This is a genomic window from Paracoccus sigandri, assembly GCF_003709565.1.
Taxonomy (GTDB): domain Bacteria; phylum Pseudomonadota; class Alphaproteobacteria; order Rhodobacterales; family Rhodobacteraceae; genus Paracoccus; species Paracoccus siganidrum.
The window spans coordinates 1-24,095 of the sequence record NZ_QNRC01000025.1 but is presented as its reverse complement, the minus strand read 5'-3'; the positions used below and the strand labels follow the sequence as shown (position 1 = coordinate 24,095).

18 protein-coding genes, 1 tRNA gene and 1 pseudogene are annotated in these 24,095 nt (G+C 67.9%); 6 read left to right on the top strand and 14 right to left on the bottom strand.

What is annotated here, in order from left to right:
- Positions 1 to 85 precede the first annotated feature (85 nt).
- The gene (locus C9E82_RS18130) at positions 86 to 496 is read left to right on the top strand and encodes a SufE family protein (RefSeq protein WP_119897652.1); all 411 of its coding nucleotides are present in this window, start codon (positions 86 to 88) and stop codon (positions 494 to 496) included.
- Here C9E82_RS18130 and mnmA read toward each other — a convergent pair.
- Positions 468 to 1,640 carry a tRNA 2-thiouridine(34) synthase MnmA gene (gene mnmA / locus C9E82_RS18125; RefSeq protein WP_119897653.1) on the bottom strand — a complete coding sequence of 391 codons (1,173 nt, stop codon included), beginning with the start codon at positions 1,638 to 1,640 and terminating at the stop codon, positions 468 to 470. The genes C9E82_RS18130 and mnmA overlap by 29 nt on opposite strands.
- 172 nt (positions 1,641 to 1,812) lie before the next feature.
- Between mnmA and sciP the strand changes: the two genes are divergently transcribed.
- Positions 1,813 to 2,088, top strand: coding sequence for a CtrA inhibitor SciP (gene sciP, locus C9E82_RS18120; protein ID WP_119897654.1), 276 nt, complete (start codon positions 1,813 to 1,815; stop codon positions 2,086 to 2,088).
- A 109-nt stretch (positions 2,089 to 2,197) separates the two neighbouring features.
- Positions 2,198 to 2,908, top strand: a complete 711-nt coding sequence (gene ctrA, locus C9E82_RS18115; RefSeq protein ID WP_119897655.1) for a response regulator transcription factor CtrA — start codon at positions 2,198 to 2,200, stop codon at positions 2,906 to 2,908.
- A gap of 312 nt (positions 2,909 to 3,220) precedes the next feature.
- On the opposite strand, the gene C9E82_RS24615 is transcribed toward ctrA, so the two are convergent.
- The 7 genes and pseudogenes from C9E82_RS24615 to fdnG all read right to left on the bottom strand — a co-directional run bounded on the left by C9E82_RS24615 (position 3,221) and on the right by fdnG (position 12,311).
- Positions 3,221 to 3,316: transfer RNA gene (locus tag C9E82_RS24615), tRNA-Sec, on the bottom strand.
- A 93-nt stretch (positions 3,317 to 3,409) separates the two neighbouring features.
- Positions 3,410 to 5,221 (bottom strand): annotated as a pseudogene (selB, locus tag C9E82_RS18110) (selenocysteine-specific translation elongation factor); the annotation flags it as partial.
- On the bottom strand, positions 5,218 to 6,594 hold the full coding sequence (gene selA / locus C9E82_RS18105; RefSeq protein WP_119897657.1) for an L-seryl-tRNA(Sec) selenium transferase: 1,377 nt from the start codon (positions 6,592 to 6,594) through the stop codon (positions 5,218 to 5,220). The gene selA and the pseudogene selB, both read right to left, overlap by 4 nt.
- A complete protein-coding gene (gene fdhE / locus C9E82_RS18100; protein WP_119897658.1) occupies positions 6,594 to 7,508 on the bottom strand; it encodes a formate dehydrogenase accessory protein FdhE in 915 nt (304 codons plus the stop codon). Before fdhE ends, selA begins: the two co-directional genes overlap by 1 nt.
- 46 nt (positions 7,509 to 7,554) lie before the next feature.
- A complete protein-coding gene (locus tag C9E82_RS18095; protein WP_119897659.1) occupies positions 7,555 to 8,241 on the bottom strand; it encodes a formate dehydrogenase subunit gamma in 687 nt (228 codons plus the stop codon).
- A complete protein-coding gene (gene fdxH, locus C9E82_RS18090; protein ID WP_119897660.1) occupies positions 8,242 to 9,231 on the bottom strand; it encodes a formate dehydrogenase subunit beta in 990 nt (329 codons plus the stop codon).
- Positions 9,228 to 12,311, bottom strand: a complete 3,084-nt coding sequence (fdnG, locus tag C9E82_RS18085; protein ID WP_119897661.1) for a formate dehydrogenase-N subunit alpha — start codon at positions 12,309 to 12,311, stop codon at positions 9,228 to 9,230. Before fdnG ends, fdxH begins: the two co-directional genes overlap by 4 nt.
- A 154-nt stretch (positions 12,312 to 12,465) precedes the next feature.
- Between fdnG and selD the strand changes: the two genes are divergently transcribed.
- Positions 12,466 to 13,542 (top strand): selenide, water dikinase SelD, encoded by a 1,077-nt coding sequence (gene selD, locus C9E82_RS18075; RefSeq protein WP_119897670.1) that lies wholly within the window; start codon positions 12,466 to 12,468, stop codon positions 13,540 to 13,542.
- On the opposite strand, the gene C9E82_RS18070 is transcribed toward selD, so the two are convergent.
- From C9E82_RS18070 to C9E82_RS18055, 4 genes are all read right to left on the bottom strand, one after another.
- Positions 13,529 to 13,909, bottom strand: a complete 381-nt coding sequence (locus C9E82_RS18070) for a DUF1850 domain-containing protein (protein ID WP_119897662.1) — start codon at positions 13,907 to 13,909, stop codon at positions 13,529 to 13,531. The genes selD and C9E82_RS18070 overlap by 14 nt on opposite strands.
- On the bottom strand, positions 13,906 to 16,017 hold the full coding sequence (locus C9E82_RS18065) for a TRAP transporter permease (RefSeq protein ID WP_119897663.1): 2,112 nt from the start codon (positions 16,015 to 16,017) through the stop codon (positions 13,906 to 13,908). Before C9E82_RS18065 ends, C9E82_RS18070 begins: the two co-directional genes overlap by 4 nt.
- 127 nt (positions 16,018 to 16,144) lie before the next feature.
- A complete protein-coding gene (locus C9E82_RS18060; protein WP_119897671.1) occupies positions 16,145 to 17,092 on the bottom strand; it encodes a TAXI family TRAP transporter solute-binding subunit in 948 nt (315 codons plus the stop codon).
- A 147-nt stretch (positions 17,093 to 17,239) separates the two neighbouring features.
- Entirely contained in the window at positions 17,240 to 18,256 is a 1,017-nt protein-coding gene (locus tag C9E82_RS18055) for an LLM class flavin-dependent oxidoreductase (RefSeq protein ID WP_119897664.1), read from the bottom strand.
- Between the two features lie 476 nt (positions 18,257 to 18,732).
- Here C9E82_RS18055 and C9E82_RS18050 point away from each other — a divergent pair, with 476 nt between their 5' ends.
- Positions 18,733 to 19,968, top strand: coding sequence for an aromatic ring-hydroxylating oxygenase subunit alpha (locus tag C9E82_RS18050; protein ID WP_119897665.1), 1,236 nt, complete (start codon positions 18,733 to 18,735; stop codon positions 19,966 to 19,968).
- Between the two features lie 4 nt (positions 19,969 to 19,972).
- A complete protein-coding gene (locus tag C9E82_RS18045; protein ID WP_119897666.1) occupies positions 19,973 to 21,049 on the top strand; it encodes an FAD-binding oxidoreductase in 1,077 nt (358 codons plus the stop codon).
- 133 nt (positions 21,050 to 21,182) lie between these two features.
- Here C9E82_RS18045 and metH read toward each other — a convergent pair whose 3' ends face one another.
- Positions 21,183 to 23,912, bottom strand: coding sequence for a methionine synthase (gene metH, locus C9E82_RS18040; protein ID WP_244936041.1), 2,730 nt, complete (start codon positions 23,910 to 23,912; stop codon positions 21,183 to 21,185).
- Positions 23,905 to 24,095: homocysteine S-methyltransferase family protein (locus C9E82_RS18035; protein ID WP_183154109.1), on the bottom strand; the 191-nt coding region annotated here is incomplete at its 5' end. The genes metH and C9E82_RS18035, both read right to left, overlap by 8 nt.

Here is a 24,095-nt window from a genome sequence, read left to right as displayed (position 1 = left end):
ATTGTTAGGGGAAAGCGGCGGATGGATAAAGCCTCTTTGACCTTGGGCGCAAGCCGCGCTAACCCGTGGACGAAAGGAATACGCCATGGCCACGCCCGCATTCGAAGACATCGCCGACACATTCGACTTCCTCGACGACTGGGAGGAACGGTACCGCCATGTGATCGAGCTGGGCCGCGCGATGCCCGCGATGGACCCGGCATTGCAGGTCCCCGCCACCAAGGTCGAGGGCTGCGCCAGCCAGGTCTGGATCATGCCGATCATCAAGGACGGCCGCTTCGATTTCCAGGGCGACAGCGACGCGATGATCGTGCGCGGGCTGATCGCGGTGCTGCACGCGCTCTATTCCGGCGTGCCGGTGGCCGAGATCGCCCGCATCGACGCCCATGCCGAACTGGCCCGGCTGGGCCTGGACGAACACCTGTCCTCGCAGCGCTCGAACGGGCTGAGGGCGATGGTGCAGCGGATCAGGCAGCTGGCCGCCGACGCAGGCTGATCCAGCCGCCGCCAAGCACGCGCGTGCTGTCGGCCGCGTAGAAGACGCAGGCCTGGCCGGGGCTGACGCCCTCCTCGGGGTCCAGCAGCTCGACCTCGGCCCGGCCTTGCCCCAGCGGCCGCAGGATCGCCGGCCGGGGCGGACGGGTCGAGCGGATGCGCACCAGGCAGGCGATCTCGCCCTCGAAGGGCCCGTCGCCCAGCCAGTTCACCTCGGTGATCGGCACGATGGTGGTGGCCAGCGCCGATTTCGGGCCGACGACGACCTGGCGCCGGTCGGGATCCAGCCGCAGCACGTAGAGCGGATCGCCCAGGCCCCCGATGCCCAGGCCCCGCCGCTGGCCGATCGTGTAGTGGATCACCCCGCGATGCCGGCCCAGTACCTTGCCGTCCATGTCCACGATCTCGCCCGGATCGGCGGCGCCGGGGCGCAGCTTCTCGATCACCGCGGCGTAGTCGCCATTGGGCACGAAGCAGATATCCTGCGAATCGGGCTTGTCCGCGACCGACAGCCCGTATTCTGCCGCCAGCGCCCGCGTCTCGGCCTTGCTGGCCAGATGCCCCAGCGGGAAGCGCAGGAAATCCAGCTGCTCCTGCGTGGTCGAGAACAGGAAATAGCTCTGGTCACGGGCCGGGTCGGCGGCCATGTGCAGCTCTGCCCGCAGCGGGCCCTGCTTGCGCTGGATATAGTGGCCCGTCGCCATGCAGTCGGCATCCAGGTCGCGCGCGGTTTCCAGCAGGTCGCGGAATTTCACCCGCTCGTTGCAGCGGATGCAGGGCACGGGCGTCGCGCCCGCCAGATAGGCATCGGCGAATTCGTCGATCACCGATTCGCGGAACTTGTTTTCGTAATCAAGCACGTAATGCGGAAAGCCCATGCGCTCGGCCACCCGCCTGGCATCGTGGATGTCCTGGCCCGCGCAGCAGGCGCCCTTCTTGGCCAGCGCCGCGCCATGGTCGTAAAGCTGCAGCGTCACGCCGATGACGTCATAGCCTTCCTGCTTCAACTTCGCCGCCACGACCGAACTGTCCACGCCGCCCGACATCGCCACCACAACGCGCGTGTCGGCGGGGGCCTTGGCGAAGCCGAGGCTGTTCAATCCGGTTGCGGGCGCCGGGGCGCGCAGAAGGGCGGGCGAGGTCATGGATGGGCTCCGGCCAGGAGGCGGCTGTGGGGTCGGCTTGGACGATTTGCGTCGAAATATAGGCAAATGCTGTCCATTCTCAAGGCGCGGACCCGGAAAAACCGCTTTGCGGCTAACGCGGGATTAAACGCTGTCGGTCATCGTGCTCGGACATGTTCGAAGGACAGGTGGAATGTTCGTGAAAAAGACCGATGGCCCCCGCACCGTGACGCTGCCCGACGGCTCGATCCTGACCGTCGCCGATCTTCCGCCGGTCGACACCCGCTGGGTCGCCAGCCGCAAGGAAATCGTCGTCAAGGCGGTCGCCTATGGGTTGATCTCGCGCGAGGATGCGCTGCGCCGCTACGACATCAGCGAGGAAGAGTTCGACAGCTGGTGCAGCGCCATCGCGCGCCACGGGCGGGCGGCGCTGAAAGTCACCTCGCTGCAGAGATTTCGTGATAAATGACAGTGCCTTGTTGCATCGGCGGGTTTTTGCCGAAAAAGTAACGACATGTTAACCATTGCGGGCCAAGTTGCGTGCCAGGCCCATGTCGAATCGGGGAGAGATCCGAGTAATGCGTATTCTTTTGGTTGAAGACGATCCCAGCACCGCCCGCGCGATCGAATTGATGCTGACCGCCGCCAGCTACAATGTCTTCCGCACCGACATGGGCGAGGAAGGCATCGATCTGGCGAAGCTCTATGACTATGACCTGATCCTGCTGGACCTGGATCTGCCCGACATGCACGGGATGGAGGTGCTGCGCCATATCCGGCTGGCGCGGATCGACACGCCGATCCTGATCCTGACCGGCTCGGACGATACCGAAAGCAAGCTGCGCGGCTTCGGCTTCGGCGCCGACGACTACATGACCAAGCCCTTCAATCGCGAGGAATTGCAGGCCCGGATCCAGGCGATCATCCGCCGTTCGAAGGGCCACAGCCAGTCGATCATCCGCACCGGCGAGATCGTGGTCAACCTGGATGCGCGCTCGGTCGAGGTGAAGGGCAAGCCGGTGAACCTGACCGGCAAGGAATACCAGATCCTGGAGCTGCTGAGCCTGCGCAAGGGCACCACGCTGACCAAGGAGATGTTCCTCAACCACCTCTATGGCGGCATGGACGAGCCCGAGCTGAAGATCATCGACGTCTTCATCTGCAAGCTGCGCAAGAAGCTGTCCGAGGCGCTTGGCGGCGAGAACCATATCGAGACCGTCTGGGGCCGCGGCTATGTCCTGCGCGATCCCGGCCCCGGAGACGCCGAGCGCCTGGCCGTCGGCGCCTGACCACGGATGGCGGCGCGGGGCCTGTGGCCGGGCGTGCCGCGGCCTGAAACCCGTCGCGCCCGTCTCGCGCACCATTGCGCGATCGATCCATTGATTTCCAGAGGCTCTCGACGAGTAGATCGGAATGCGAGGCTGCGATCAGCCCCTGTCCGCGCTGCAGCCGATGGAGGCCGATTTGCCGAAAGATTGGAACGCGATTGAATTCGGCACGGGCCTGTTCTCAAGAAGCGCCATATGCTGGCGCGCAGGCCGAGGGGTACTGCCGTCGCGCCCCAGAGGGAACGCGCATTGCCGCGATCACTCGCGCCGGGCTGGCGGAAGGGAGTGGGAGTCGAACCCACCCGGGACAGGCTCGCTGCCCCAACCGGAGTTGAAGTCCGGCCGCCCCACCGGGGACGATTCCCATCCATGCGTGCCGAACAGGTCGGCCCGATGCGGATTGATGCGCCGAAGATCGCCGCGGCGCAAGGTTACGCCGTGGCGGTCGAAGAAGTCGAGGATCTCGATGGCGACCTTGCGCCCGTTTTGCACCCGGTCGCGGAAGGCCGGCGCGGTGAACCAGCCATCCGCGGTCGCGCCGGCGACATCGCGGATGATCGCGACCATCTCGGCCGTGACCTCGCGGGCGAAGAAATGATCCTGTGCGATCTGGTCGGTGCGGCCCAGCTTCTGGGTCAGCTTCAGCACCCGGCGGATCTCGGCCTCGTCGATGCCGAATTCGGCGGCGAAGTCGCGCACGCGCGGCGGGCGGAAGCGAGTATCGCCGCGCAGGGCCGGCAGGATGCGGGCGAACAGCGCCTCGTCCTCGGGGGAAAGCCGGACCTCGTGGCCGGGCAGGCGCAGGAAGGCGCCGTCCAGGACGATGCGGCCATCGGCGGCCTCCCGGTGCAGGAGGGCCAGCCAGGGCTGTTTCGGCAGGCGCGGGCGCAGCATCAGGCGGCATTTCTCGCGCCCCATGCCGGGCAGGTCGGGATTGTCGGCGTGGAAGGCCGCCAGCGTGGCAGTCAGCCCCTCGCGCAGCGCCTGATGCGCCTCGACCGACAGCGCCAGGCCGCCGATGCTGACCGCGCCCACGCGATCCAGCGCGGCGGTCATGTCATCCTCGGACAGGCTGCGGTCGCGGGCGAAGGCGGCGATGCCGACCGGGGTGACCGACAGCAGCGCGGCCAGCGCCTCGGCCGGGTCCGCATGGTCGGCGGCGGCGATCAGGGCCAGCCGCTCCGGCGTGCGGCGCTTGCGGGCCGGCGCGCGCAGGTCCAGGAAATGCCCGCCGCCGATGGTCCGGCTGGCCGAGCTGTCGCGCAGGATGAAGCGGTCGCCCACCGCGGCGGCAATGGGGCGCTCCAGCACGATCTGCACCGGGCCGCTGGTGCCGGGATGCAGCGGATCGCCAAGCGGCACGATGCGGGCGCCCAGCTCGACCGCGTGGCTGTGCAGGCGGGCGGGGAACCACGTGCCGACGGGCTTCGGCTCGGTTCCCAGCACCGCCAGCTGCGCGTCGATCCGGTCGGTGGGCGCGTGCAGGCCGGGCGTCAGCACCACGTCGCCGCGACCGATCGCCTGTTTCGTGACCGCCTCTCCGGCAAGGTTCAGCGCGCAGCGTTGTCCTGCAAGCCCCTGATCCGCCGGGCGGTTCTGGGCGTGGATGGCGCGGATGCGGGCGGCGATGCCCTGCGGGCTGATGGTGACGCTGTCGCCCAGGCCGATGCGTCCGGTCAGCACGGTGCCGGTCACCACTGTGCCCGCGCCCGCCAGGGTGAAGCTGCGATCGACCGCCAGCCGGAAGGGGCCCGAGGCGTGGCGCGCCGTCGTCTGCGCCTCGGCCGCCGCCAGCGCCGCGCGCAGGTCCGCGATCCCCTCGCCGGTCAGGGCCGAGACGGGGATGACCGGCGCGTCGCGCAGCCCGGTCGGGGCCAGCGCCTCGCGGATCTGCGCGGCGACCTGTTGCCGGCGGGCGGCATCGACCAGGTCCGCCTTGGTCAGGGCGACGATCCCGCGCGCGATCCCCAGCAGATCGAGGATCGCCAGATGCTCGCGCGTCTGCGGCATCACCCCGTCATCGGCGGCGACGACCATGAGCGCCAGGTCGATCCCGCCCGCGCCCGCCAGCATGGTGTGGATCAGCCGTTCATGCCCCGGCACGTCGACGAAGCCGGTGATGCCGCCGCCGCCCAGATCGGCATAGGCGAAGCCCAGGTCGATGGTGATGCCGCGGGCCTTTTCCTCGGCCAGCCGGTCGGCATCGGTGCCGGTCAGCGCCTTGACCAGCGCCGTCTTGCCATGGTCGATATGCCCCGCCGTGCCGACGATCATGGCGCGGCCAGGGCCTCCAGCAGCGCCTCGTCGCGGTCAAGGCAGCGCAGGTCCAGGATCAGCGCGCCGCCCTCGATATGGCCCAGGACCGGGCGGGGCAGGGCGCGCAGCCGGGCCGCCAGCCGGTCGGGGGCGTCGCCGCCATCGCCGGTCAGCCGCAGCCCGGCCGAGGGGATGGTATCGACCGGCAGCGCGCCCGAGCCGATCTGGCTGGCGCATTCGCAGGGCGCCGCGTCGAACCCGTGCGGGGCCAGGATCGCGGCCACCTGCGGCGCAAGCCGGGTGGCCTGCGCGGCGATCTCGGGCTGCGGGCGGGACAGGTGGCGCAGGGTCGGCAGGCGATCGGCCAGCCGGTCCGGGTCGCGATAGAGCCGCAGCGTCGCCTCCAGCGCCGCGATGCGGATCTTGTCCAGCCGCAGGGCGCGTTTCAGCGGGTTGCGGTTGATCTGCGCGATCAGGTCCCGCCGCCCGACGATGAAGCCCGCCTGCGGCCCGCCCAGCAGCTTGTCGCCCGAGAAGGTGATGAGATCGGCGCCCTCGGCCACCGCCTCGGCCACGGTCGGCTCGCGGCGCAGGCCGTAGGCCGACAGATCGACCAGCGAACCCGAACCCAGGTCGTTGAGCAGCGGCACCCCGGCCTTGCACGCGATCCGCGCCAGATCCGGCGCCGCCACCTCGGCGGTGAAGCCTTCGATGCGGTAATTCGAGGTATGGACCTTCAGGATCACGCCGGTGTCAGAGGTGATCGCGGATTCGTAGTCGCGCGGATGGGTGCGGTTGGTGGTGCCGGTCTCGACCAGCCGCGCGCCGGCGCGGGCCATGATGTCGGGCATCCGGAAGGCGCCGCCGATCTCGATCAGCTCGCCGCGCGAGACCAGGGCCTCGCGTCCCGAGGCCAGCGTGTTCAGCGCGATCAGCACGGCGGCGGCGTTGTTGTTGACCACGGTGGCGTCCTCGGCCCCGGTCAGCTCGCACAGCAGCCCCCGCAGATGGTCGTCGCGCTGGCCGCGCCCGCCGCCGTCCAGGTCGAATTCCAGCGCCAGGGGCGCGGCCATGGCGGCGCAGGCGGCCTCGATGGCGGCTTCGGCCAGGATCGCGCGGCCCAGATTGGTGTGCAGCACCGTGCCGGTCAGGTTCAGGACCGGCCGCAGCCCCGATCGCGCCTGGCCTTCCAGATCGGCGCTGACACGGGCGGGCAGGGCGGCGGCCAGTGCCGCGCCGCTGGCGCCCTCGCGGATCGCCCGGCGCGCGGCGTCCAGCTGCGCGCGCAGCGCCCCGGTCACGGCCTGGCGGCCATGCGCCTCGACCAGGGCGCGGCCCATGTCGGATTGCAGCAGCTGGTCGACCGAGGGAAGCGCGCGGAAATCCGACATCAATAGCCCGCAAGGAAGGCGTTGACGCCGCCGCGCCGCGCGCCGGTTTCCTTCATCATCATGTCCAGCCCCAGGCTGGCCACGTCGTCGGCCACCGGATCGAGGCTGTGGTTCCTGACCTGGTAGAGGATCTTGACCCAGCTGTCGCATTCCGAACAGATCTCGGCCTTGACGGTGGCCTCGTCGGTCTCGACCGAGCGATAGCTGATCCCCTTGGTCGAGCCGCAGCACAGGCACTTGACCCGCACCTCGTTCCACTGCGTGGCGCAGCCGGCGCAGCTGGCATAGCGCAGGTTCTCGATCCCCGCCGCGCCGATGACCGAGGAACTCGCGGGCCGCCCGCCGCAGGCCGGGCAGCTGCCCACCCGGATCGGCACCAGCGCATCGGCATCCAGCGTCGCGGCCAGCGCCGCCAGGTGGATCTGCACGGCGGCGGCGGTGAACAGATGCGGGGCGGCGCTGTCCTCGGGGATGCGGTCGGACACGACGTTCTCCAGCAGCCAGTGCCGGTCGGCGATCCCGGCCGTGGCCACCGCCTGCAGCGCCAGCCGCGCCGGTTCGGGCATGTCCAGCGACTCGGCTTGCGTGCAGAAGCGGGCCAGCAAGTCGTGCAGCGCGGCGTCATTCGCCAGTGCCGCGCGGTCGATGGGCGGCATCCGGCTGGCGCGGGCCAGCGCCACGCGGTCGGGCGGCAGCGGGGCGGGGGCGGGCAATTCGGCGGCCAGCCGCGCCTGCAATGCGGTCAGATCGGCCAGGAAGCGCAGGTAGGGCGCCAGGTTGCCGCCGTGATCGGCCAGGAAGGCGAAGCGGGCGGCACGCCGGGAAAACAGCGCCTGGGGGTCGGGAAGAAAGGCCAGCGGTGGCTTGGGAACGCCGCCGACGGCATCGGGATCGGGTCGCGGATTGGCTGCCATGATTCCTCCGGGCCGGACCGGCCACCGGGTTGTCGGGGTTCGGGGCCTACTCTGCCGGGCCTTTGCGGTCGCGTCCAGCGATCTCGCGCAGCCATTTGCGGTGGTGGCGCCAGGCCCATCCGCCGGTAACGGTGCCGCGGGTCATGGCGCTGATCGTGCCGCGCGTCCAGATCGCCGCATAGACATGCAGGATGAAGACCAGGATGATCGCCACCGCGGCCAGCGAATGGACCAGCACCGCGATGCGGCGCAGGGGGATCGAGACGAGGGCGGGGAAATATTCCTCCCAGATCATCACGCCCGAGACGATTAGCACCACGATCAGGACCGACATCGCCCAGAAGACGAATTTCTGCCCGGCATTGTACTTGCCCAGTTCCGGCAGCTTTTCCTCGTGGCCCTTCACGACCTCGCCGATATTGGCCACCCAGGTCCGGTCCTCGGGGCGGGGCAGGTTCAGCCGCCACAGTTGCAGGAACAGCAGCAGGAAGCTGAAGAACAGCACGATGCCGATGATCGGATGGATCCAGCGCGTGACCTGCCCGCCGCCGAAGATGCCGGTCAGGAAGAACAGCGACGGGTGGAACAGCGCCAGCCCCGACAGCAGCAGCAGGATCAGCGATGTCGCTGTGACCCAGTGGTTCAGCCGGGTGATGCCGCGATAGCGGCTGACCGTCACCGGGGCGCGGCTTTCGATGTGATCGCCCGGTTCGGAATAGCGCAGGCGCGGCATTCAGACATCCTCCCGCGGCTGGGGCTGGGGCGCCTCGGTCTCGACCAGGCGCTCGGCCTCGACCTCGTCCTCCGGCTCGACCTGGTTGGCGCGGGCGAACAGCCCGTGCAGCGTCGCGCCGATCGCGGCCAGCCCCATCACCGCCAGCCCGGCGGTCTTGGTGACGCCCTTCCAGCCCTCGACGATGGGCGAGATGCGCGGATTGTCGGGCAGGTCGTTATAGATCGAGGGCTTGTCGGCGTGATGCAGCACATAGATCACATGGGTGCCGCCGACGCCTTCGGGGTCGTAGATCCCGGCATTCTCGTAACCGCGCGACTTCAGGTCCTCGATCCGGGTTTCGGCATGGGCGACCATGTCCTCCTTGGTGCCGAAGACGATGGCCTCGGTCGGGCAGGCCTTGGCGCAGGCCGGCCCCTGGCCCACCGCCACCCGGTCCGAGCACAGCGTGCATTTGTAGGCGGTGTGATCGACCCGGCTGATGCGCGGGATGTCGAAGGGGCAGCCCTTGATGCAATAGCCGCAGCCGATGCAGTTCTCGTGGATGAAATCCACGATGCCGTTGGAATATTGCACGATGGCGCCGGGGGCCGGGCAGGCCTTCAGGCAGCCCGGATCCTCGCAATGCATGCAGCCGTCCTTGCGGATCAGCCATTCCAGCTCGTTCGTCGCCGGGTTCTCCCATTCGGCAAAGCGCATCAGGGTGAACATGTCGGGGGTCAGGTCATGGGGGTTTTCATAGACCCCGACATTCTCCTCGACCGCCGGCATGGTGTCGTTCCACTCGATGCAGGCGGATTGGCAGGCCTTGCAGCCGATGCATTTGGACACATCGATCAGCTTGGCCAGCTTCGTCAGCTGGCGTTCCGGCTGCGGCACGTTCGAGGTGGCCGAGATGCGCACGACGTCGCGCGCATCGAAGCCCGGCGCGATCGGCTGGACCGGAGGGTTCGCCGCCGCCGTGGTCGGTTGAGGCGCGGTATCGCTCATGCCACCGGCTCCTCTGATGCGGGTTCGATATTGACCAGGAAGGCCTTGAATTCAGGCGTTTCCACATTGGCGTCGCCGACGAAGGGCGTCAGGCTGTTCGGCCCCCAGCCCTTGCGGGCCGAGCCCATGAAGCCCCAGTGCAGCGGGATGCCGACGACATGGACGGTCTTGCCGTCGCAGGTCAGCGGCCTGATCCGCTTGGTCACCACCGCCTTGGCCCAGACCTGGCCGCGCTTACCCCAGATGCGCACGCGCCCGCCCTTGGCGATGCCTTTCTCGGCCGCCAGTTCCTCGCTGATCTCCACGAAGAACTCGGGCTGCAACGCGGCATTCACCGGGTTGTGCTTGGTCCAGTAGTGGAAATGCTCGGTCAGCCGGTAGGAGGTCGCGACCAGCGGGAATTCCTCGCTGGTGGCGAAGCGTTCGGCATCCGCGGCGAAGACCCGCGCCACCGGATTGCCGCGCATCTTCGGGTTGAAGACATTGGCCATCGGCGATTCGAAGGGCTCCATATGCGCCGGGAAGGGACCGTCGCGCATCATCCCCCGCGAGAACAGCCGAGAGCTGCCCTCGGGGTTCATGATGAACGGGCCGACATCCTCGGGGCGCGAGGTGGGCGGGATGTCGGGAACGTCATAGCCCTCCCAGCGTTCGCCGTTCCATTCCAAGAGCTTGCGGCTGGGATCCCAGGGCCTGCCCTGCAGGTCGGCCGAGGCGCGGTTGTAGAGGATCCGCCGGTTCGCCGGCCAGGAGAAGGCCCAGTTCAGATAGGCGCCGGTATCGTCGGGATCGTTGTTGTCCCGGCGCGCCATCATGTTGCCGTCCTCGGTCCACGAGCCGGTATAGATCCAGCAGCCCGCCATGGTCGATCCGTCGTCGCGCAGCTCGCCGAAGCCGGACAGCTGCTGGCCGGGCTCGGCGATCACGCGGGTCGGATCGTCGGGATCGCGGACGGTCTCCAGCGCGCGGCCGTTCATCTCGCGCGCCAGTTCCTCGGCCTTGGGATCGCCGGGATCGGCATAGTCCCAGCTGAGGTTCAGGATCGGATCGGGGAAGACCCCGCCCTCGTCCTGGTAAAGCTGGCGCACACGGGTCCAGATCTGCGCCATGATCCAGGTGTCGTGCTTCGCCTCGCCCGGCGGCGTCGCCCCCGGCCAGTGCCATTGCAGCCAGCGGCCGGAATTGACCAGCGCGCCCTCGTCCTCGGCGAAGCAGGTGGTGGGCAGCTCCAGCACCTCGGTCTGGATGCTGGCCGGATCGACATCGTTGTAGATGCCGTGGTTCTGCCAGAAATGCGAGGTCTCGGTCTTCAGCGGGTCCATGACGACCAGCATCTTCAGCTTCGAGAAGGCCTCGGTCAGCTTGGCCCGGTCGGGGAAGGCCAGCAGCGGATTGAACCCCTGGCAGAAATACAGGTTCACCTGGCCGTGGTTCATCAGCTCGAACATGCGCATCCCGTCATAGGCCGGCACGTCCAGCTTGGGCAGATAGTGATAGGCCCAGTCATTCTGGGCCGTGGCGGCATCGCCCCACATCGCCTTCATGAAGCTGACCATGAACTTTTCGTAGTTCTGCCAATAGCTGGTCTGGCCCGGCCTGAGCGGTGCGAAGCGGCGCGAGGACATGTAGCTCTGCCAGTCCGGCTCGCTTTCGGTCGGGATGTTCAGATAGCCGGGGATCAGGTTCGACATCAGCCCGATATCGGTCAGGCCCTGGATGTTCGAATGCCCCCTCAGCGCGTTCATGCCGCCGCCGCGCACCCCGATATTGCCCAGGATCAGCTGCAGCATCGCCATGCCGCGAATGTTCTGGGCGCCCTTGGAATGCTGCGTCCAGCCAAGCGCATACATCGAGGTCATGGTCTTGGTGGGCGTGGAACATTCGCCGATCATCTCGCAGATCGTCAGGAAGCGGTCCTTCGGCGTGCCGCAGACATTCTCGACGAATTCCGGCGTGTAGGGATCGACATGGGCCTTCAGCAGGTTCCAGACGCAGCGCGGGTCCTGAAGCGTCGGGTCGATCTCGGCAAAGCCGTCCTCGCCGATCTTGTAGTCCCAGCTGTCCTTGTCGTAGTCGCGCCTTTCCTCGTCATAGCCGGTGAACAGCCCGTCGGCCCAGCCGAACTCGTCCTTCACCAGGAAGGCGGCGTTGGTGAAATGCCGCACATAGTCCCATTGCACCTTGTCGTTCTCGATGCACCAGCGGATCACCCCCATCAGGAAGGCGATGTCGCTGCCGGGGCGGATCGGGGCATAGTAGTCAGACACCGATGCCGTGCGGGTATAGCGCGGGTCGACCACGATCAGCTTGGCGCCGCGCGCAGCCTTGGCCTCGGTCACCCATTTGAAGCCGCAGGGATGCGCTTCGGCAGCATTGCCGCCCATCACGACCACGAGGTCGGTATTCTTGATGTCGGTCCAGGAGTTGGTCATCGCTCCACGGCCAAAGGTCGGGCCCAAACTGGACACCGTGGGGCCGTGTCAGACGCGCGCCTGGTTGTCGAATCCGACGATCCCCATGGACCGGACCGTCTTGTAGGTCAGCCATGCGGTTTCATTGGTGGTGGCCGATGCGGCCAGAAAGCCGGTGGTGGTCCAGCGGTTGACCGGCACGCCGTTCTCGTTGACCTGCACCATGTTGGCGTCGCGGTCGTCCTTCAGCGCGCGGGCGATCTTGTCCAGCGCCTCGTCCCAGGTGATCGGCTGGAAGTCCGAGGCCCCGGCGGCGCGATGGCGCGGCTGGGTCAGGCGCAGCGGCGCCTTGACGAAATCCTTCAGCGCGGCGCCCTTGGGGCAGAGCGTGCCGCGGTTGGTCGGGTGGTCGACATCGCCCTCGATATGGATCAGCTCGGCGGTCTCGCCGGCCTTCACGTCGCCGCGGGAATACATGATGACGCCGCAGGCGACCGAACAATAGGGGCAGGTGTTGCGCGTTTCGGTGGTGGTGGCCAGCTTGAAGGCGCGCACATGCGCCGCCTCGGCCGCCTCTGCCTCGCCGAAGCCCATGGCCCCCAGCGAGGTCGCCGCAACCCCCGCACCCGCCAGCCTCAGAAAGCCGCGGCGCGAAAGGTCAATGTTCATGGGACCCCTCCATTTTGCCTGTCGTTCACGATAGGTACGCCTCGATGGTGCGCCGCAGCCGCCATCTTGTCAAGGAAGCCCTGGCTGCGCGCGGCCGGTGGACCTGCGGGCGATCCGCGCTATGCTGCGGAAAATCAAGCCGCAGGAGGAGCCGATGAGCCAATTCGATCCCAGCGCCGAACCCCGCGCCGAGCCCCGGCTGACCTCGTTGTCCCATGGCGGCGGCTGCGGCTGCAAGATCGCGCCGGGCGTGCTGTCGGGCATCCTGCGCGGCACGAAGGCGCTGCCCGTGCCCGAGGCGCTGCTGGTCGGTATCGAGACCTCGGACGATGCCGCCGTCTACCGGCTCAGCGAAAGCCAGGCGCTGGTCGCCACCACGGATTTCTTCATGCCGGTGGTCGACGATCCGCATGATTTCGGCCGCATCGCCGCGACCAATGCGATCAGCGACATCTATGCGATGGGCGCGACCCCGATCATGGCGCTGGCGCTGGTGGGGATGCCGATCAACGTGCTGTCGGTGGAAACCATCGGGCTGATCCTGGAAGGCGGCGCCTCGGCCTGCCGCGAGGCGGGGATTCCCATCGCGGGCGGGCACAGCATCGATTCCGTCGAGGCGATCTACGGGCTGGTGGCGCTGGGGCTGGTCGATCCGCGCGACCTGAAGAAGAACAGCGGCGCCCGGCCGGGGGACCTGCTGGTGCTGGGCAAGCCGCTTGGCGTCGGCATCCTGTCGGCGGCGCTGAAGAAGGGCGCGCTGGACGATGCCGGCTATGCCCGCATGATCGCGACCACGACGCGGCTGAACCGGCCGGGGCCGGAACTGGCGCGGATGGCGGGGGTCCATGCGATGACCGACGTGACCGGCTTCGGCCTTGGCGGCCACGCGCTGGAGATGGCGCGCGGATCGGGTTGCGACCTGGCGCTGGACTGGCAGGCGGTGCCGCTGCTGGAGGGCGTGGCGGCGATGGCCGCGCAGGGCGTCGTCACCGGCGCCTCGGGGCGCAACTGGACCAGCTATGGCGAGGGGATCGCGCTGCCCGAGGGGTTTTCGGACCCGGCCCGCGCGCTGCTGACCGATCCGCAGACCTCGGGCGGCTTGCTGGTCGCCTGCGCGCCCGAGGCGCTGGAGCAGGTGCTGGCCTGTTTCGCGCAGCACGGTTTCGCGGATGCCGCGGTGGTGGGGCAGGTGCTGGCGCCGTCCGGGGCGTCGCGGGTCATTCTGCGCTGAGCGCGCCGCACTCCTCGGCCTGCCACAGGCGCAGGGGCTCGTCCGGGCGCTGGCCCAGCTCCAGGCAACGCCCCGACGCACACAGCGTCCAGCCGCTGCCGGTCGTGCCGGAACTGGCCAGCAGCACCTCTTTCTGCGGCGGCAGCTCGACGCTGTAGCGCCAGCCGCCGCGGACCCGGCGCGCGTGGTCGGGGATCTCCATCCCGGCGCCGGGGGACTGCACGAAGGCCTCGACGGGGCGCAGCCCTTCGGGGCTGGCCTGCCAGTATTCCTCCCAGCGGGTATGGGTCACGGAATGCTGCCAGCGCAGGGTGAAGTCGTCGGCGGCCAGCGCCAGCACCACCCCGGCCGCGGCGATGCAGATCATGCAGGGACCTGCCGGCGCGGGCCGCGATGGCGCAGCCAGTGCTGCAGCAGGAACAGCGCGGCCAGCGCGAAGCCGATCACGTCCGATTGCGGCGAGGCCAGCACCAGCGCCACCCCCGCGCCGAAGGCCCAGACCCGTTCCCACAGCCGCGCCGGCGCGATCAGGTAGCCGACCACCGCCACGCCCCACAGCCCGATGGCCAGCGCCGCCTTGAAGGTGACGAAGGCGACCTCGGCCCAGAAGCCGAACTGTTCGTTGAAATAGGACCCCGGATAGGGTTCCTGCAGCATCAGCGCCGGGGAATAGACGGCGATGAAGGGCATGATGAAGCCGGCGATCGCCAGCTTGGTCGCGTCGATCGAGATCTTCAGCCCCGAGACCTTGGCCATCGGCGCCGCCGCGAAACAGGCCAGCGCGACCGGCGGGGTCAGGTCGGCCATGATCCCGAAATAGAAGACGAACATGTGGCTGACCAGCAGCGGCACGCCCAGCTGCTCCAGCGCCGGGCCGGCCAGGGACGAGGTGATGATGTAGTTCGGGATGGTCGGGATGCCCATGCCCAGCACCAGGCAGGTGATCATCACCAGCACCAGCGACAGAAACAGGTTGTTCTCGCCGATGCGGATCACCGCGCCGATGAAGGTCGAGGCGATGCCGGTCAGGGTCAGCGTGCCGATGACGATGCCGACGATGGCGCAGGCGGCGGCGACGGGCAGGGCGTTGCGCGCCCCCAGGGCCAGCGAATCGCGCACGATGACCAGCGCCTCGCGCGCGCCCCTCAGCAGGAAGCAGGCGGCCAGCAGCACTCCGATCACGATCATCAGCAGGTCGACGCCGTATTTCAGGAAGGCGGCCGAGGCCAGCCCGACCGAGATCCAGAAGACGATGCGGAAGACGAAGGGGCCGATGGTCGCGGCGATGGCGGTGGCCAGGATCAGCACCACCACCAGCGCCAGCCCCATCGAGCCCGCGAAGATCGGCGTGTAGTCGGCGAACAGCAGATAGACCAGCATCCCCAGCGGGATCATCAGCATCCACTGCTTCTTGATCGCCGCCCAGGGGCTGGGCAGCTGGTCGCGCGGCAGCCCGCGCAGGTTGTGCTTGCCCGATTCCAGGTAGACGTTCCAGAAGCAGACGCCGAAATACATCGCGGCGGGGATCAGCGCGGCCCGGACCACGTCGCCGTAAGGGATGTTCAGCGTCTCGGCCATGATGAAGGCGACGGCGCCCATGATCGGCGGCATGATCTGTCCGCCCATGGAGGAGGTCGCCTCGACCCCGCCCGCGAAGGAGGCGCGAAAGCCGAATTTCTTCATCAGCGGGATGGTGAACTGGCCCGAGGCCACGACATTGGCCACGCCCGAGCCCGAGATCGTGCCCATCAGCGCCGAGGACAGCGTGCAGACCTGCGCCGCGCCCCCCCGCCAGTGCCCGACCAGACCCAGCGCCACGTCGTTGAACAGGTCCAGCATCCCCGCGCGTTCAAGGAAGGCCGCGAAGACCACGAAGATGAAGATATAGGCCGAGGAGACATAGACCGGAGAGCCGTAGATGCCCTCGGTCCCGAAGGCGAAATGCTCGATCAGCATCGTCGCGTCATAGCCGCGATGGCCGAACATGCCGGGCAGGTTCTCGCCGAAAGCGCAATAGCCAAGGAAGGCGCAGGCGATGATGAACAGCGGCCAGCCCATCAGCCGCCGCGCCAGCCAGAAGACCAGCACCAGCAGCACCACGCCCATCGCCAGGTCCACCGTGGTCAGGAAGTTCGAGCGCAGCAGGATGTCGCGGTAGAACACCCAGTTGTAGACCCCGGTCGCGAAGCCCGCGATCCCCAGCAGCCAGTAGAACCCCTGCGATACCCGGTTGCGCGCCAGCAGGTTGCCGATCAGCACGAAGCCCAGCAGCAGCAGGAAGCCGACATGCATCGCGCGCACGATCTGGCTGGCCAGCGGGCCATAGGCCGCGATCCAGATCTGGAACAGCGAGAAGGTCAGCGCGATCCAGTAGGCGATGCGGCCGGGCAGCCCCTCGCCGAAACCGGCGGGCAGGCCCTCGATCTGCTCCTCGGCCGCGTGCTGGCTGTCGTCGGACAGGTGCAACTTGGTCATGGGGTTTTCCTGCTTGTGCTGGGAAGGGTCTGCGGAACGCGCAGGGCCGGGTCATCACCCCGGCATGTTCCGCCTGGACGGCAAGACGGGCGGCGGGCGGGACAGGCCCCGGCCCGCCGCGGCGGCGTCACTCCAGCACGCCGATCTCGCGATAATACCGCTCGGCGCCGGGATGCAGCGGGATGGGCAGGTTCTGGACCGCCTCGGCCGGGTCAAGCGTCGCCGCCGCCGAATGGGCCGAGGTCAGGCGCGGGATGTTCTCGAACATCAGCTTGGTCATCAGATAGACGGTCTCTTCCGACACCGCCTCGGAGGTGACCAGGATGTTCGTGACCGCCGCCGTCGGCACGTCCGCGTCCTGGCCGTCATAGGTGCCGGCCGGGATCACCGCCTGCTTGTAGGGGGCGCCGATCCGCTCGACCACCTCGGCCGGGATCTCGACGATGCCGATCTGGTGCGTGGTCGCCAGGTCCTTGATGAAGGCCGCGCCCAGGCCCGAGCTTTGCAGCGTCGATTGCAGCTGGCGGTTCTTGATCAGCTCGGCCGATTCCGCATAGGGCAGGTATTCGACCCGGCCCATGTCGTCATAGGACATGTCGGCGGCGGCGAAGATCGCCCGCGCGTTCAGCTCCGTCCCCGAGGCCGGCGCGCCGACCGAAATGGTCTTGCCCTTCAGGTCCTCCAGCGTGGCGATGCCCGCGTCGCCCGAGGCCACGATCTGGATGTAGTTGTCGTAGATGCCGCCGATGGCGCGCAGGTTGGTCAGTTCCGACTGGAAGCCCGCCTCGGTATCGCCCGCCCATGCCGCCATGACGGAATCGCCAAGCGCGAAGGCCACCTCGCCGCGGCCCGCCGACAGCAGGTTCAGGTTCTCGACCGAGGCCTTGGTGGCCTGGACCTGGGTGCGCGAGCCCTCGATCCCCTCGACGTAAAGCTCGGACAGGGCCACGCCGAGCGGATAGTAGACGCCCGAGGTGCCGCCGGTCAGCACGTTGATGAATTCGGCCCTGCCGTCCTGGGCCGAGACCGAAAGCCCGGCGGCCGCGACGGCCGTCCCGGCGATCAGATTGAACATGCGCGACATCTTCATCCTCCCATGTCGTCGTCCTTGCGGCGACAACACTGCGCGGAAATCGGCGCTGCGGGAAGGGGTTTCTTCACGAAAACCTGACCGAAGCGGAAAACTGTCCCGGAAATCAGCAGCTTGGCACGGAATGCAGGTTCAGCGCCAGCCCAGGCCGGGGGCGACATGGGTCAGGATCGAGCCGATCACATGGGCGTTGTAATCGACGCCCAGCTGGTTGGGGACGGTCAGCAGCAGCGTGTCGGCCTCGGCGATGGCCTCGTCGCCGGCCAGCTGCGCGATCAGCCGGTCGGGCTCGTCGGCATAGCTGCGGCCGAAGACGGCGCGGGTGTCGTCGATGATCCCCACCTGGTCGCGGTCGCCCGAGCGGCCGAAATAGGCTCGGTCGCGGTCGTCGACCAGCGCGAAGATCGAGCGGCTGACCGAGACGCGCGGCTCGCGCGCATGGCCCGCCTCGCGCCAGGCGGCGCGGTATTTGCGGATCTGCTTCGCCTGCTGGACATGGAAGGGCTCGCCGCTTTCGTCCCATTTCAGGGTCGAGCTTTGCAGGTTCATGCCCAGCTTCGCCGCCCAGACCGCCGTCGCGTCCGAGGCCGCCCCCCACCAGATCCGGTCGCGCAGGCCCGGCGAATGCGGCTCCAGCGGCAGAAGGCCGGGCGGGTTGGGAAACATCGGGTTGGGGTTCGGCTGCGCGAAGCCCTGGCCCCGGATCACGTCCAGGAAGACCTCGGCATGGCGGCGGGCCATGTCGGCCTCGGTCTCGCCCTCTGCGGGCTGATAGCCGAAATGCTTCCAGCCGTCGATCACCTGCTCGGGCGAGCCGCGGCTGATGCCCAGCTGCAGCCGCCCGCCGGCGATCAGGTCCGCCGCGCCGGCGTCCTCGGCCATGTACATCGGGTTTTCATAGCGCATGTCGATGACGCCGGTGCCGATCTCGATCCGGCTGGTCTTCGCGCCGATCGCCGCCAGCAGCGGGAAGGGCGAGGCCAGCTGGCGCGCGAAATGGTGGACGCGGAAATAGGCGCCGTCGGCCCCCAGTTCCTCGGCGGCGACGGCAAGCTCGATGGATTGCAGCAGCGCGTCGGCGGCGCTGCGGGTGCCCGAATGGGGCGAGGGCGACCAATGGCCGAAGGACAGGAAACCGATCTTTTTCATGATCCGCCTTTGCGTGGCTGGTATGGCCCCGATCCGCGGGGCTGTCCCGTCCAAGCTAGGGCGCCCGCGGCGCGAGGCAAGGCGGCGCGGGCGGAACCCGGCGCACAGGCGCTGTGCGGGAACGCGAAGGGCCCGTCCGCCAGCCGATACCGTCACCCGATACCGTCACGCGATTCGGGCAGGATTTCACCCCCCCGAGGGATCGGCAAGGCGACCTCACGCCGCATCACTTGTCGCAAAATGTCCCCGCCAAGCTGGAATCGGTCGCAAACAGGCGCTCGGGACCCCGGAATCGGGCGCTAGATGGGCCTGTCCGGGGTCGGTTTCGTCATGGAATCCGACTCGGGCGCCACATCGAGCCGCGGGCGGCCGGGGGGAAGGGCGGGGACCACAGAAGGAACCGCCGGAACCCCGAAAACCCGCCAGTCTTCAATCTGTTCCGCCAGTTCCATCTGCGGACAAACCGGGGTTGCCAGATGCTGAGCCCTACTGAAATCCGGGCGGAGATCGCCGCGCGCCGTCCCAATTTCTCGCTGACGCGAGACCTTTATTGCGACGAGGGCGTCTATCAGGCCGATCTGGAGCAGATCTTCTATCGCGAATGGCTCTATGCCGTTCCCGCCTGCGAGATCCCCAAGACCGGCAATTTCGCGACGCTGCAGGTCGGCGCCTATCCGGTGATCGTCATCCGCGGCGCCGACGGGCGGGTGCGCGCCTTCCACAATGTCTGCCGCCATCGCGGCCAGCGGCTCTGCGCCAAGGCCAATGGCAGCAATCCCAAGCTGGTCTGCCCCTATCACCAGTGGACCTACGATCTGGACGGCAAGCTGCTTTACGCCCGCGACATGGGCGAGGATTTCGATGCCGGCAAATACGGTCTGAAGCCGGTCCATTGCATCGACCTGGCCGGGCTGATCTATATCTGCCTGGCGCAGGTGCCGCCGGCGATCAACGACCTGGCCAAGCACCTGATGGGCTATCTGACCCCCAGCGGGCTTTCCGACGCCAAGATCGCCCACAGCTCGACCATCATCGAGCAGGGGAACTGGAAGCTGGTGATGGAAAACAACCGCGAATGCTATCATTGCGGTGGCTCGCATCCCTCGCTGTGCCGGACCTATTCCGACAACCCGCTGATGACGGTGATGGAAGGCCCGAACGCCGCCAGCCCCGAGATCCTGGCGCATTGGAAGCGCTGCGACGATGCGGGTCTTCCGGCGCGTTTCGTGAACCAGGCCGACATGCAGTGGCGCCTGGCGCGCGTGCCGCTGCTGGACAACGCCGAAAGCTTCACCATGTCGACCAAGGCTGCCGTGGCCCGGCGCATGGGCACGATCCCGTGGAACGACGCGGGCAGCCTGATGTATTACCACTTCCCCTCCAGCTGGAACCACTTCCTGCCCGATCACGCCATCGTCTTCCGGATCATGCCGATCAGCCCGACCCAGACCCAGGTGACGACCAACTGGCTGGTCCACAAGGACGCGGTCGAGGGCGTCGACTACAACGTCAAGGAACTGACCGAGGTCTGGCTGGCCACCAATGACGAGGATCGGCAGGTGGTCGAGGAGAACCAGAAGGGCATCCTGTCCCCCGCCTACGAGCCCGGCCCCTATTCGCCGCGCCAGGAGGAGGGCGTGATCCATTTCGTGGACTGGTATTGCAAGACCATGTCCGAGCGCCTGGGGCCGGTCAGCATGGCGGCGGAGTGACGGAATGGCGAAACCCCGCCTGAACTGGGCTTCCGAGCCCTGGAACGACGCCGAGCCCCTGGAATGCGCGATGGTCGTGCCCGAGACGGCCGATACCGCCACCTTCACCTTCTGCGCGCCTTCGGGCGCGTGGTTCGACTATCAGCCGGGGCAATTTGTCACGCTGGATCTGCCGGTGCCGGGCGGGAACGTGCAGCGCACCTACACGATCTCGTCCTCGCCCTCGCGGCCGCTGTCGATCTCGGTGACGGTCAAGGCGCAGGCGGATTCGGTGGGCACGCGCTGGATGCTGGACCATCTGCGGCCGGGAATGCGGCTGAAGGCCTACGGGCCATCCGGGATCTTCAGCTTCCACCGCCATCCGGCGAAGAAATACCTGTTCATCTCGGCCGGGTCGGGGATCACGCCGATGATGTCGATGACCACCTGGGCCTGGGATTCGGGGCAGGTCTCGGACATCGTCTTCGTCCATGCCGCGCGCCGGCCCTCCGAGATCATCTTCCGCAAGGTGCTGGAACAGTTCGTGGACCGCTATCCCGGCCTGCAGCTGTATTTCACCGTCGAGGAGCCGGACACCTTCGGCGCCTGGCCCGGCTATCGCGGCCGGCTGAGCCAGATCATGCTGGGGCTGATGGCGCCCGACTATCTGGATCGCGAGGTCTTCTGCTGCGGCCCCGAGCCCTTCATGCAGTCCGTGCGCGAGATGCTGATCGCGCTTGGCTATGACATGGACCGCTATCACCAGGAGAGCTTCGGCGCCCCGGTCGCGACCGAGGCCGATGCGCCGGTCCTTGACGATGTCATTCCCGATGAAAGCGCAGGGGCCGAGATCACCTTCGCGGTTTCGGGCGTGACCGCGGCCTGTTCGGAAACCGACACGGTGCTGGCCGTGGCCAAGCAGTCGGGGCTGAACATCCCCTCGGGCTGCACCTTCGGGCTGTGCGGCACCTGCAAGGTCAGGAAGACCTCGGGCGAGGTGCACATGGTCCATAACGGCGGCATCTCGGACGAGGATATCGAGGAGGGCTGGATCCTCGCCTGCTGCTCGAACCCGATGGGCAAGGTGACGGTCGAGGTCTGACCGGCGCCGTCCGGTGCTGTCTGGCGGGCGGGGGAGGGGCTCTGCCCCGCCGCCCTGCGGGCGGCCCCCCGGGATATTTCTGCCAAGATGAAAGCCGGCGCGTTGCGTGCGAAAGGTTGAGGGGGGGAGCCGGTCAGGCGGCCTCCTCCTTGGCCGCGCCGGGGACGTAGTTCAGGATCGGCGCCAGCCAGCGTTCGGCTTGGTCGACGGGCATGGACTTGCGGCGGGCGTAATCCTCGACCTGGTCGCGCTCGACCTTGGCGACGCCGAAATAATAGGCGTCGGGATGGCCGATATACATCCCCGAGACCGAGGAGCCCGGCCACATCGCCATGCTTTCGGTCAGGGTGACGCCGGTCGCGGCCTCGGCATCCAGCAGGCGGAACAGGGTCAGCTTCTCGGTATGGTCGGGCTGGGCGGGATAGCCGGGGGCGGGGCGGATGCCGCGATAGGGCTCGGCGATCAGCTCCTGCGGGCTGTAGGATTCATCGGGGGCATAGGCCCAGAATTCGCGCCGCACCCGTTCGTGCAGCATCTCGGCCATGGCCTCGGCGATGCGGTCGGCCAGCGCCTTGACCATGATCGCGGCGTAATCGTCATTGGCGCGTTCGAACCGCGCGGCGATTTCCGATTCCTCGGGGCCGGCGGTGACCACGAAGCCGCCGACGTAATCGGCCACGCTGCCTTCGGGGGCGACGAAATCGGCCAGCGCCACGTTCGGGCGGCCGCCGCGCTTGCTGGTCTGCTGGCGCAGCGTGTGCAGCATGGCCAGCGTGTCGGCCCGGTCCTGGCCGCTATAGAGGCGGATGTCGTCGCCCACCGCATTGGCCGGCCAGAAGCCGACCACGGCGCGGGGGCGGAACCACTTGCCCTCGATGATCCGGGCCAGCATCTCCTGCGCCTCGGCAAACAGCGTGCGGGCGGCCTCGCCCTGCTTTTCGTCGTCCAGGATGCGCGGATAGACGCCCTTCAGCTCCCATGTCTGGAAGAACGGGGTCCAGTCGATATAGCGGGCGATTTCCGCGAGGTCCCAGTCGTCGAGGATGCGGGTGCCGAGGAAGGCGGGGGCGGGCACGCGGTAATCCGTCCAGTCGATCTTCAGCGCATTGGCGCGGGCGGCCTGGAGCGGCAGGCGCTGCTTGGCGGCCTCGGCGCGTTCGTGGCGTTCGGCCACATCGGCGTATTCGGCCCGCACCCCCTCGACATAGGCCTGCCGCTGCGTCGGGCTGAGCAGCTGGCTGACCACGCCCACCGCGCGGCTGGCATCGGTGACATAGACCGCCTGGCCGCGGGCATAGCGCGGTGCGATCTTCACCGCGGTATGCACCTTGGAGGTCGTCGCTCCGCCGATCAGCAGCGGGATGTCGAAGCCCTCGCGCTCCAGCTCCGAGCTGACATGGACCATCTCGTCCAGCGAGGGCGTGATCAGGCCCGACAAGCCGATCGCATCGACCTTTTCCGCCTTGGCGACCTCGAGGATCTTCTGCGAGGGCACCATGACGCCCAGGTCGATGATCTCGTAATTGTTGCAGGCCAGCACGACGCCGACGATGTTCTTGCCGATGTCGTGGACATCGCCCTTGACCGTGGCCATCAGCACCTTGCCGGCGCTTTCGCGGCCCGCACCGCCGCTCAGGCGCTTCTCCTCCTCCATGTAGGGCAGCAGCACGGCCACGGCCTGCTTCATCACGCGGGCCGATTTCACCACCTGCGGCAGGAACATCTTGCCCGCGCCGAACAGGTCGCCCACGACGTTCATCCCGGCCATCAGCGGCCCCTCGATCACGTCCAGCGGCCGGGTCGCGGCCTGACGCGCTTCCTCGGTATCGGCCTCGATGAATTCGGTGATGCCGTTGACCAGCGCATGTTCCAGCCGCTTTTCCACCGGCCAGTCGCGCCAGGCCAGGTCGCGGACCTTTTCCTCGCGCGCGCCGCCCTTGAAGCGCTCGGCGATCTCCAGCAGCCGCTCGGTCGCGTCGCCACCAGCCTTGGGGCGGCGGTTCAGGACCACATCCTCGCAGGCCTCGCGCAGCTCGGGTTCGATCTGGTCGTAGACGGCCAGCTGGCCGGCATTGACGATGCCCATGTCCATCCCCGCCTGGATGGCATGATAGAGGAAGACGGCATGCATCGCCTCGCGCACGGGTTCGTTGCCGCGGAAGCTGAAGCTGAGGTTCGACACCCCGCCCGAGACATGGGCATGGGGCAGGTTCTGGCGGATCCAGCGCGTGGCCTCGATGAAATCCACGCCGTAATTGTTGTGCTCCTCGATCCCGGTCGCCACGGCGAAGATGTTGGGGTCGAAGATGATGTCCTCGGGCGGGAAGTCCAGCTCCTCGGTCAGGATCCGGTAGGCGCGGGCGCAGATCTCGGTCTTGCGCTGGAAGGTGTCGGCCTGGCCGGTCTCGTCGAAGGCCATGACCACCACCGCCGCGCCATAGGCAAGGCACAGGCCCGCCTGGTGGCGGAACTGCTCCTCGCCCTCCTTGAGGCTGATCGAGTTCACCACCGGCTTGCCCTGCACGCATTTCAGGCCGGCCTCGATCACCTCCCATTTGGAACTGTCGATCATCACCGGCACGCGGGCGATGTCGGGCTCTGCCGCGACGAGGTTCAGGAACTCGACCATCGCCGCCTTCGAATCGATCAGCCCCTCGTCCATGTTGATGTCGATGATCTGGGCGCCGTTTTCCACCTGGTCGCGGGCCACCTCGAGCGCGGCGGCATAGTCGCGATTGGTGATCAGCTTGCGGAAGCGCGCAGACCCGGTGACGTTGGTGCGCTCGCCCACGTTCACGAAGGGGATGTCGGGGGTCAGGACGAAGGGTTCCAGACCAGACAGGCGAAGGTAACGGTCAGACATGGGGCACCTTGCGGGGGGCGAAGGGGGCGACGGCATCGGCGATGGCACGGATATGGTCGGGCGTGGTGCCGCAGCAGCCGCCGGTGACGTTGACCAGCCCCTCTCGGGCGAAGTCGGCGACCTGGATGGCGGTATCCTCGGGGCCCTCGTCATACTGGCCGAAGGCGTTGGGCAGGCCGGCAT

Bases quoted from the DNA above. Each gene is read 5' to 3' on its own strand.
- fdhE (WP_119897658.1), bottom strand. From the start codon at position 7,508: ATGGCAGCCAATCCGCGACCCGATCCCGATGCCGTCGGCGGCGTTCCC.
- C9E82_RS18065 (WP_119897663.1), bottom strand. From the start codon at position 16,017: ATGACCAAGTTGCACCTGTCCGACGACAGCCAGCACGCGGCCGAGGAG.
- selA (WP_119897657.1), bottom strand. From the start codon at position 6,594: ATGTCGGATTTCCGCGCGCTTCCCTCGGTCGACCAGCTGCTGCAATCC.
- mnmA (WP_119897653.1), bottom strand. From the start codon at position 1,640: ATGACCTCGCCCGCCCTTCTGCGCGCCCCGGCGCCCGCAACCGGATTG.
- selD (WP_119897670.1), top strand. From the start codon at position 12,466: ATGAGCCAATTCGATCCCAGCGCCGAACCCCGCGCCGAGCCCCGGCTG.
- fdxH (WP_119897660.1), bottom strand. From the start codon at position 9,231: ATGAGCGATACCGCGCCTCAACCGACCACGGCGGCGGCGAACCCTCCG.
- C9E82_RS18050 (WP_119897665.1), top strand. From the start codon at position 18,733: ATGCTGAGCCCTACTGAAATCCGGGCGGAGATCGCCGCGCGCCGTCCC.
- C9E82_RS18055 (WP_119897664.1), bottom strand. From the start codon at position 18,256: ATGAAAAAGATCGGTTTCCTGTCCTTCGGCCATTGGTCGCCCTCGCCC.
- metH (WP_244936041.1), bottom strand. From the start codon at position 23,912: ATGTCTGACCGTTACCTTCGCCTGTCTGGTCTGGAACCCTTCGTCCTG.
- C9E82_RS18095 (WP_119897659.1), bottom strand. From the start codon at position 8,241: ATGCCGCGCCTGCGCTATTCCGAACCGGGCGATCACATCGAAAGCCGC.
- C9E82_RS18070 (WP_119897662.1), bottom strand. From the start codon at position 13,909: ATGATCTGCATCGCCGCGGCCGGGGTGGTGCTGGCGCTGGCCGCCGAC.
- C9E82_RS18060 (WP_119897671.1), bottom strand. From the start codon at position 17,092: ATGTTCAATCTGATCGCCGGGACGGCCGTCGCGGCCGCCGGGCTTTCG.
- C9E82_RS18045 (WP_119897666.1), top strand. From the start codon at position 19,973: ATGGCGAAACCCCGCCTGAACTGGGCTTCCGAGCCCTGGAACGACGCC.
- sciP (WP_119897654.1), top strand. From the start codon at position 1,813: ATGTTCGTGAAAAAGACCGATGGCCCCCGCACCGTGACGCTGCCCGAC.
- ctrA (WP_119897655.1), top strand. From the start codon at position 2,198: ATGCGTATTCTTTTGGTTGAAGACGATCCCAGCACCGCCCGCGCGATC.
- C9E82_RS18130 (WP_119897652.1), top strand. From the start codon at position 86: ATGGCCACGCCCGCATTCGAAGACATCGCCGACACATTCGACTTCCTC.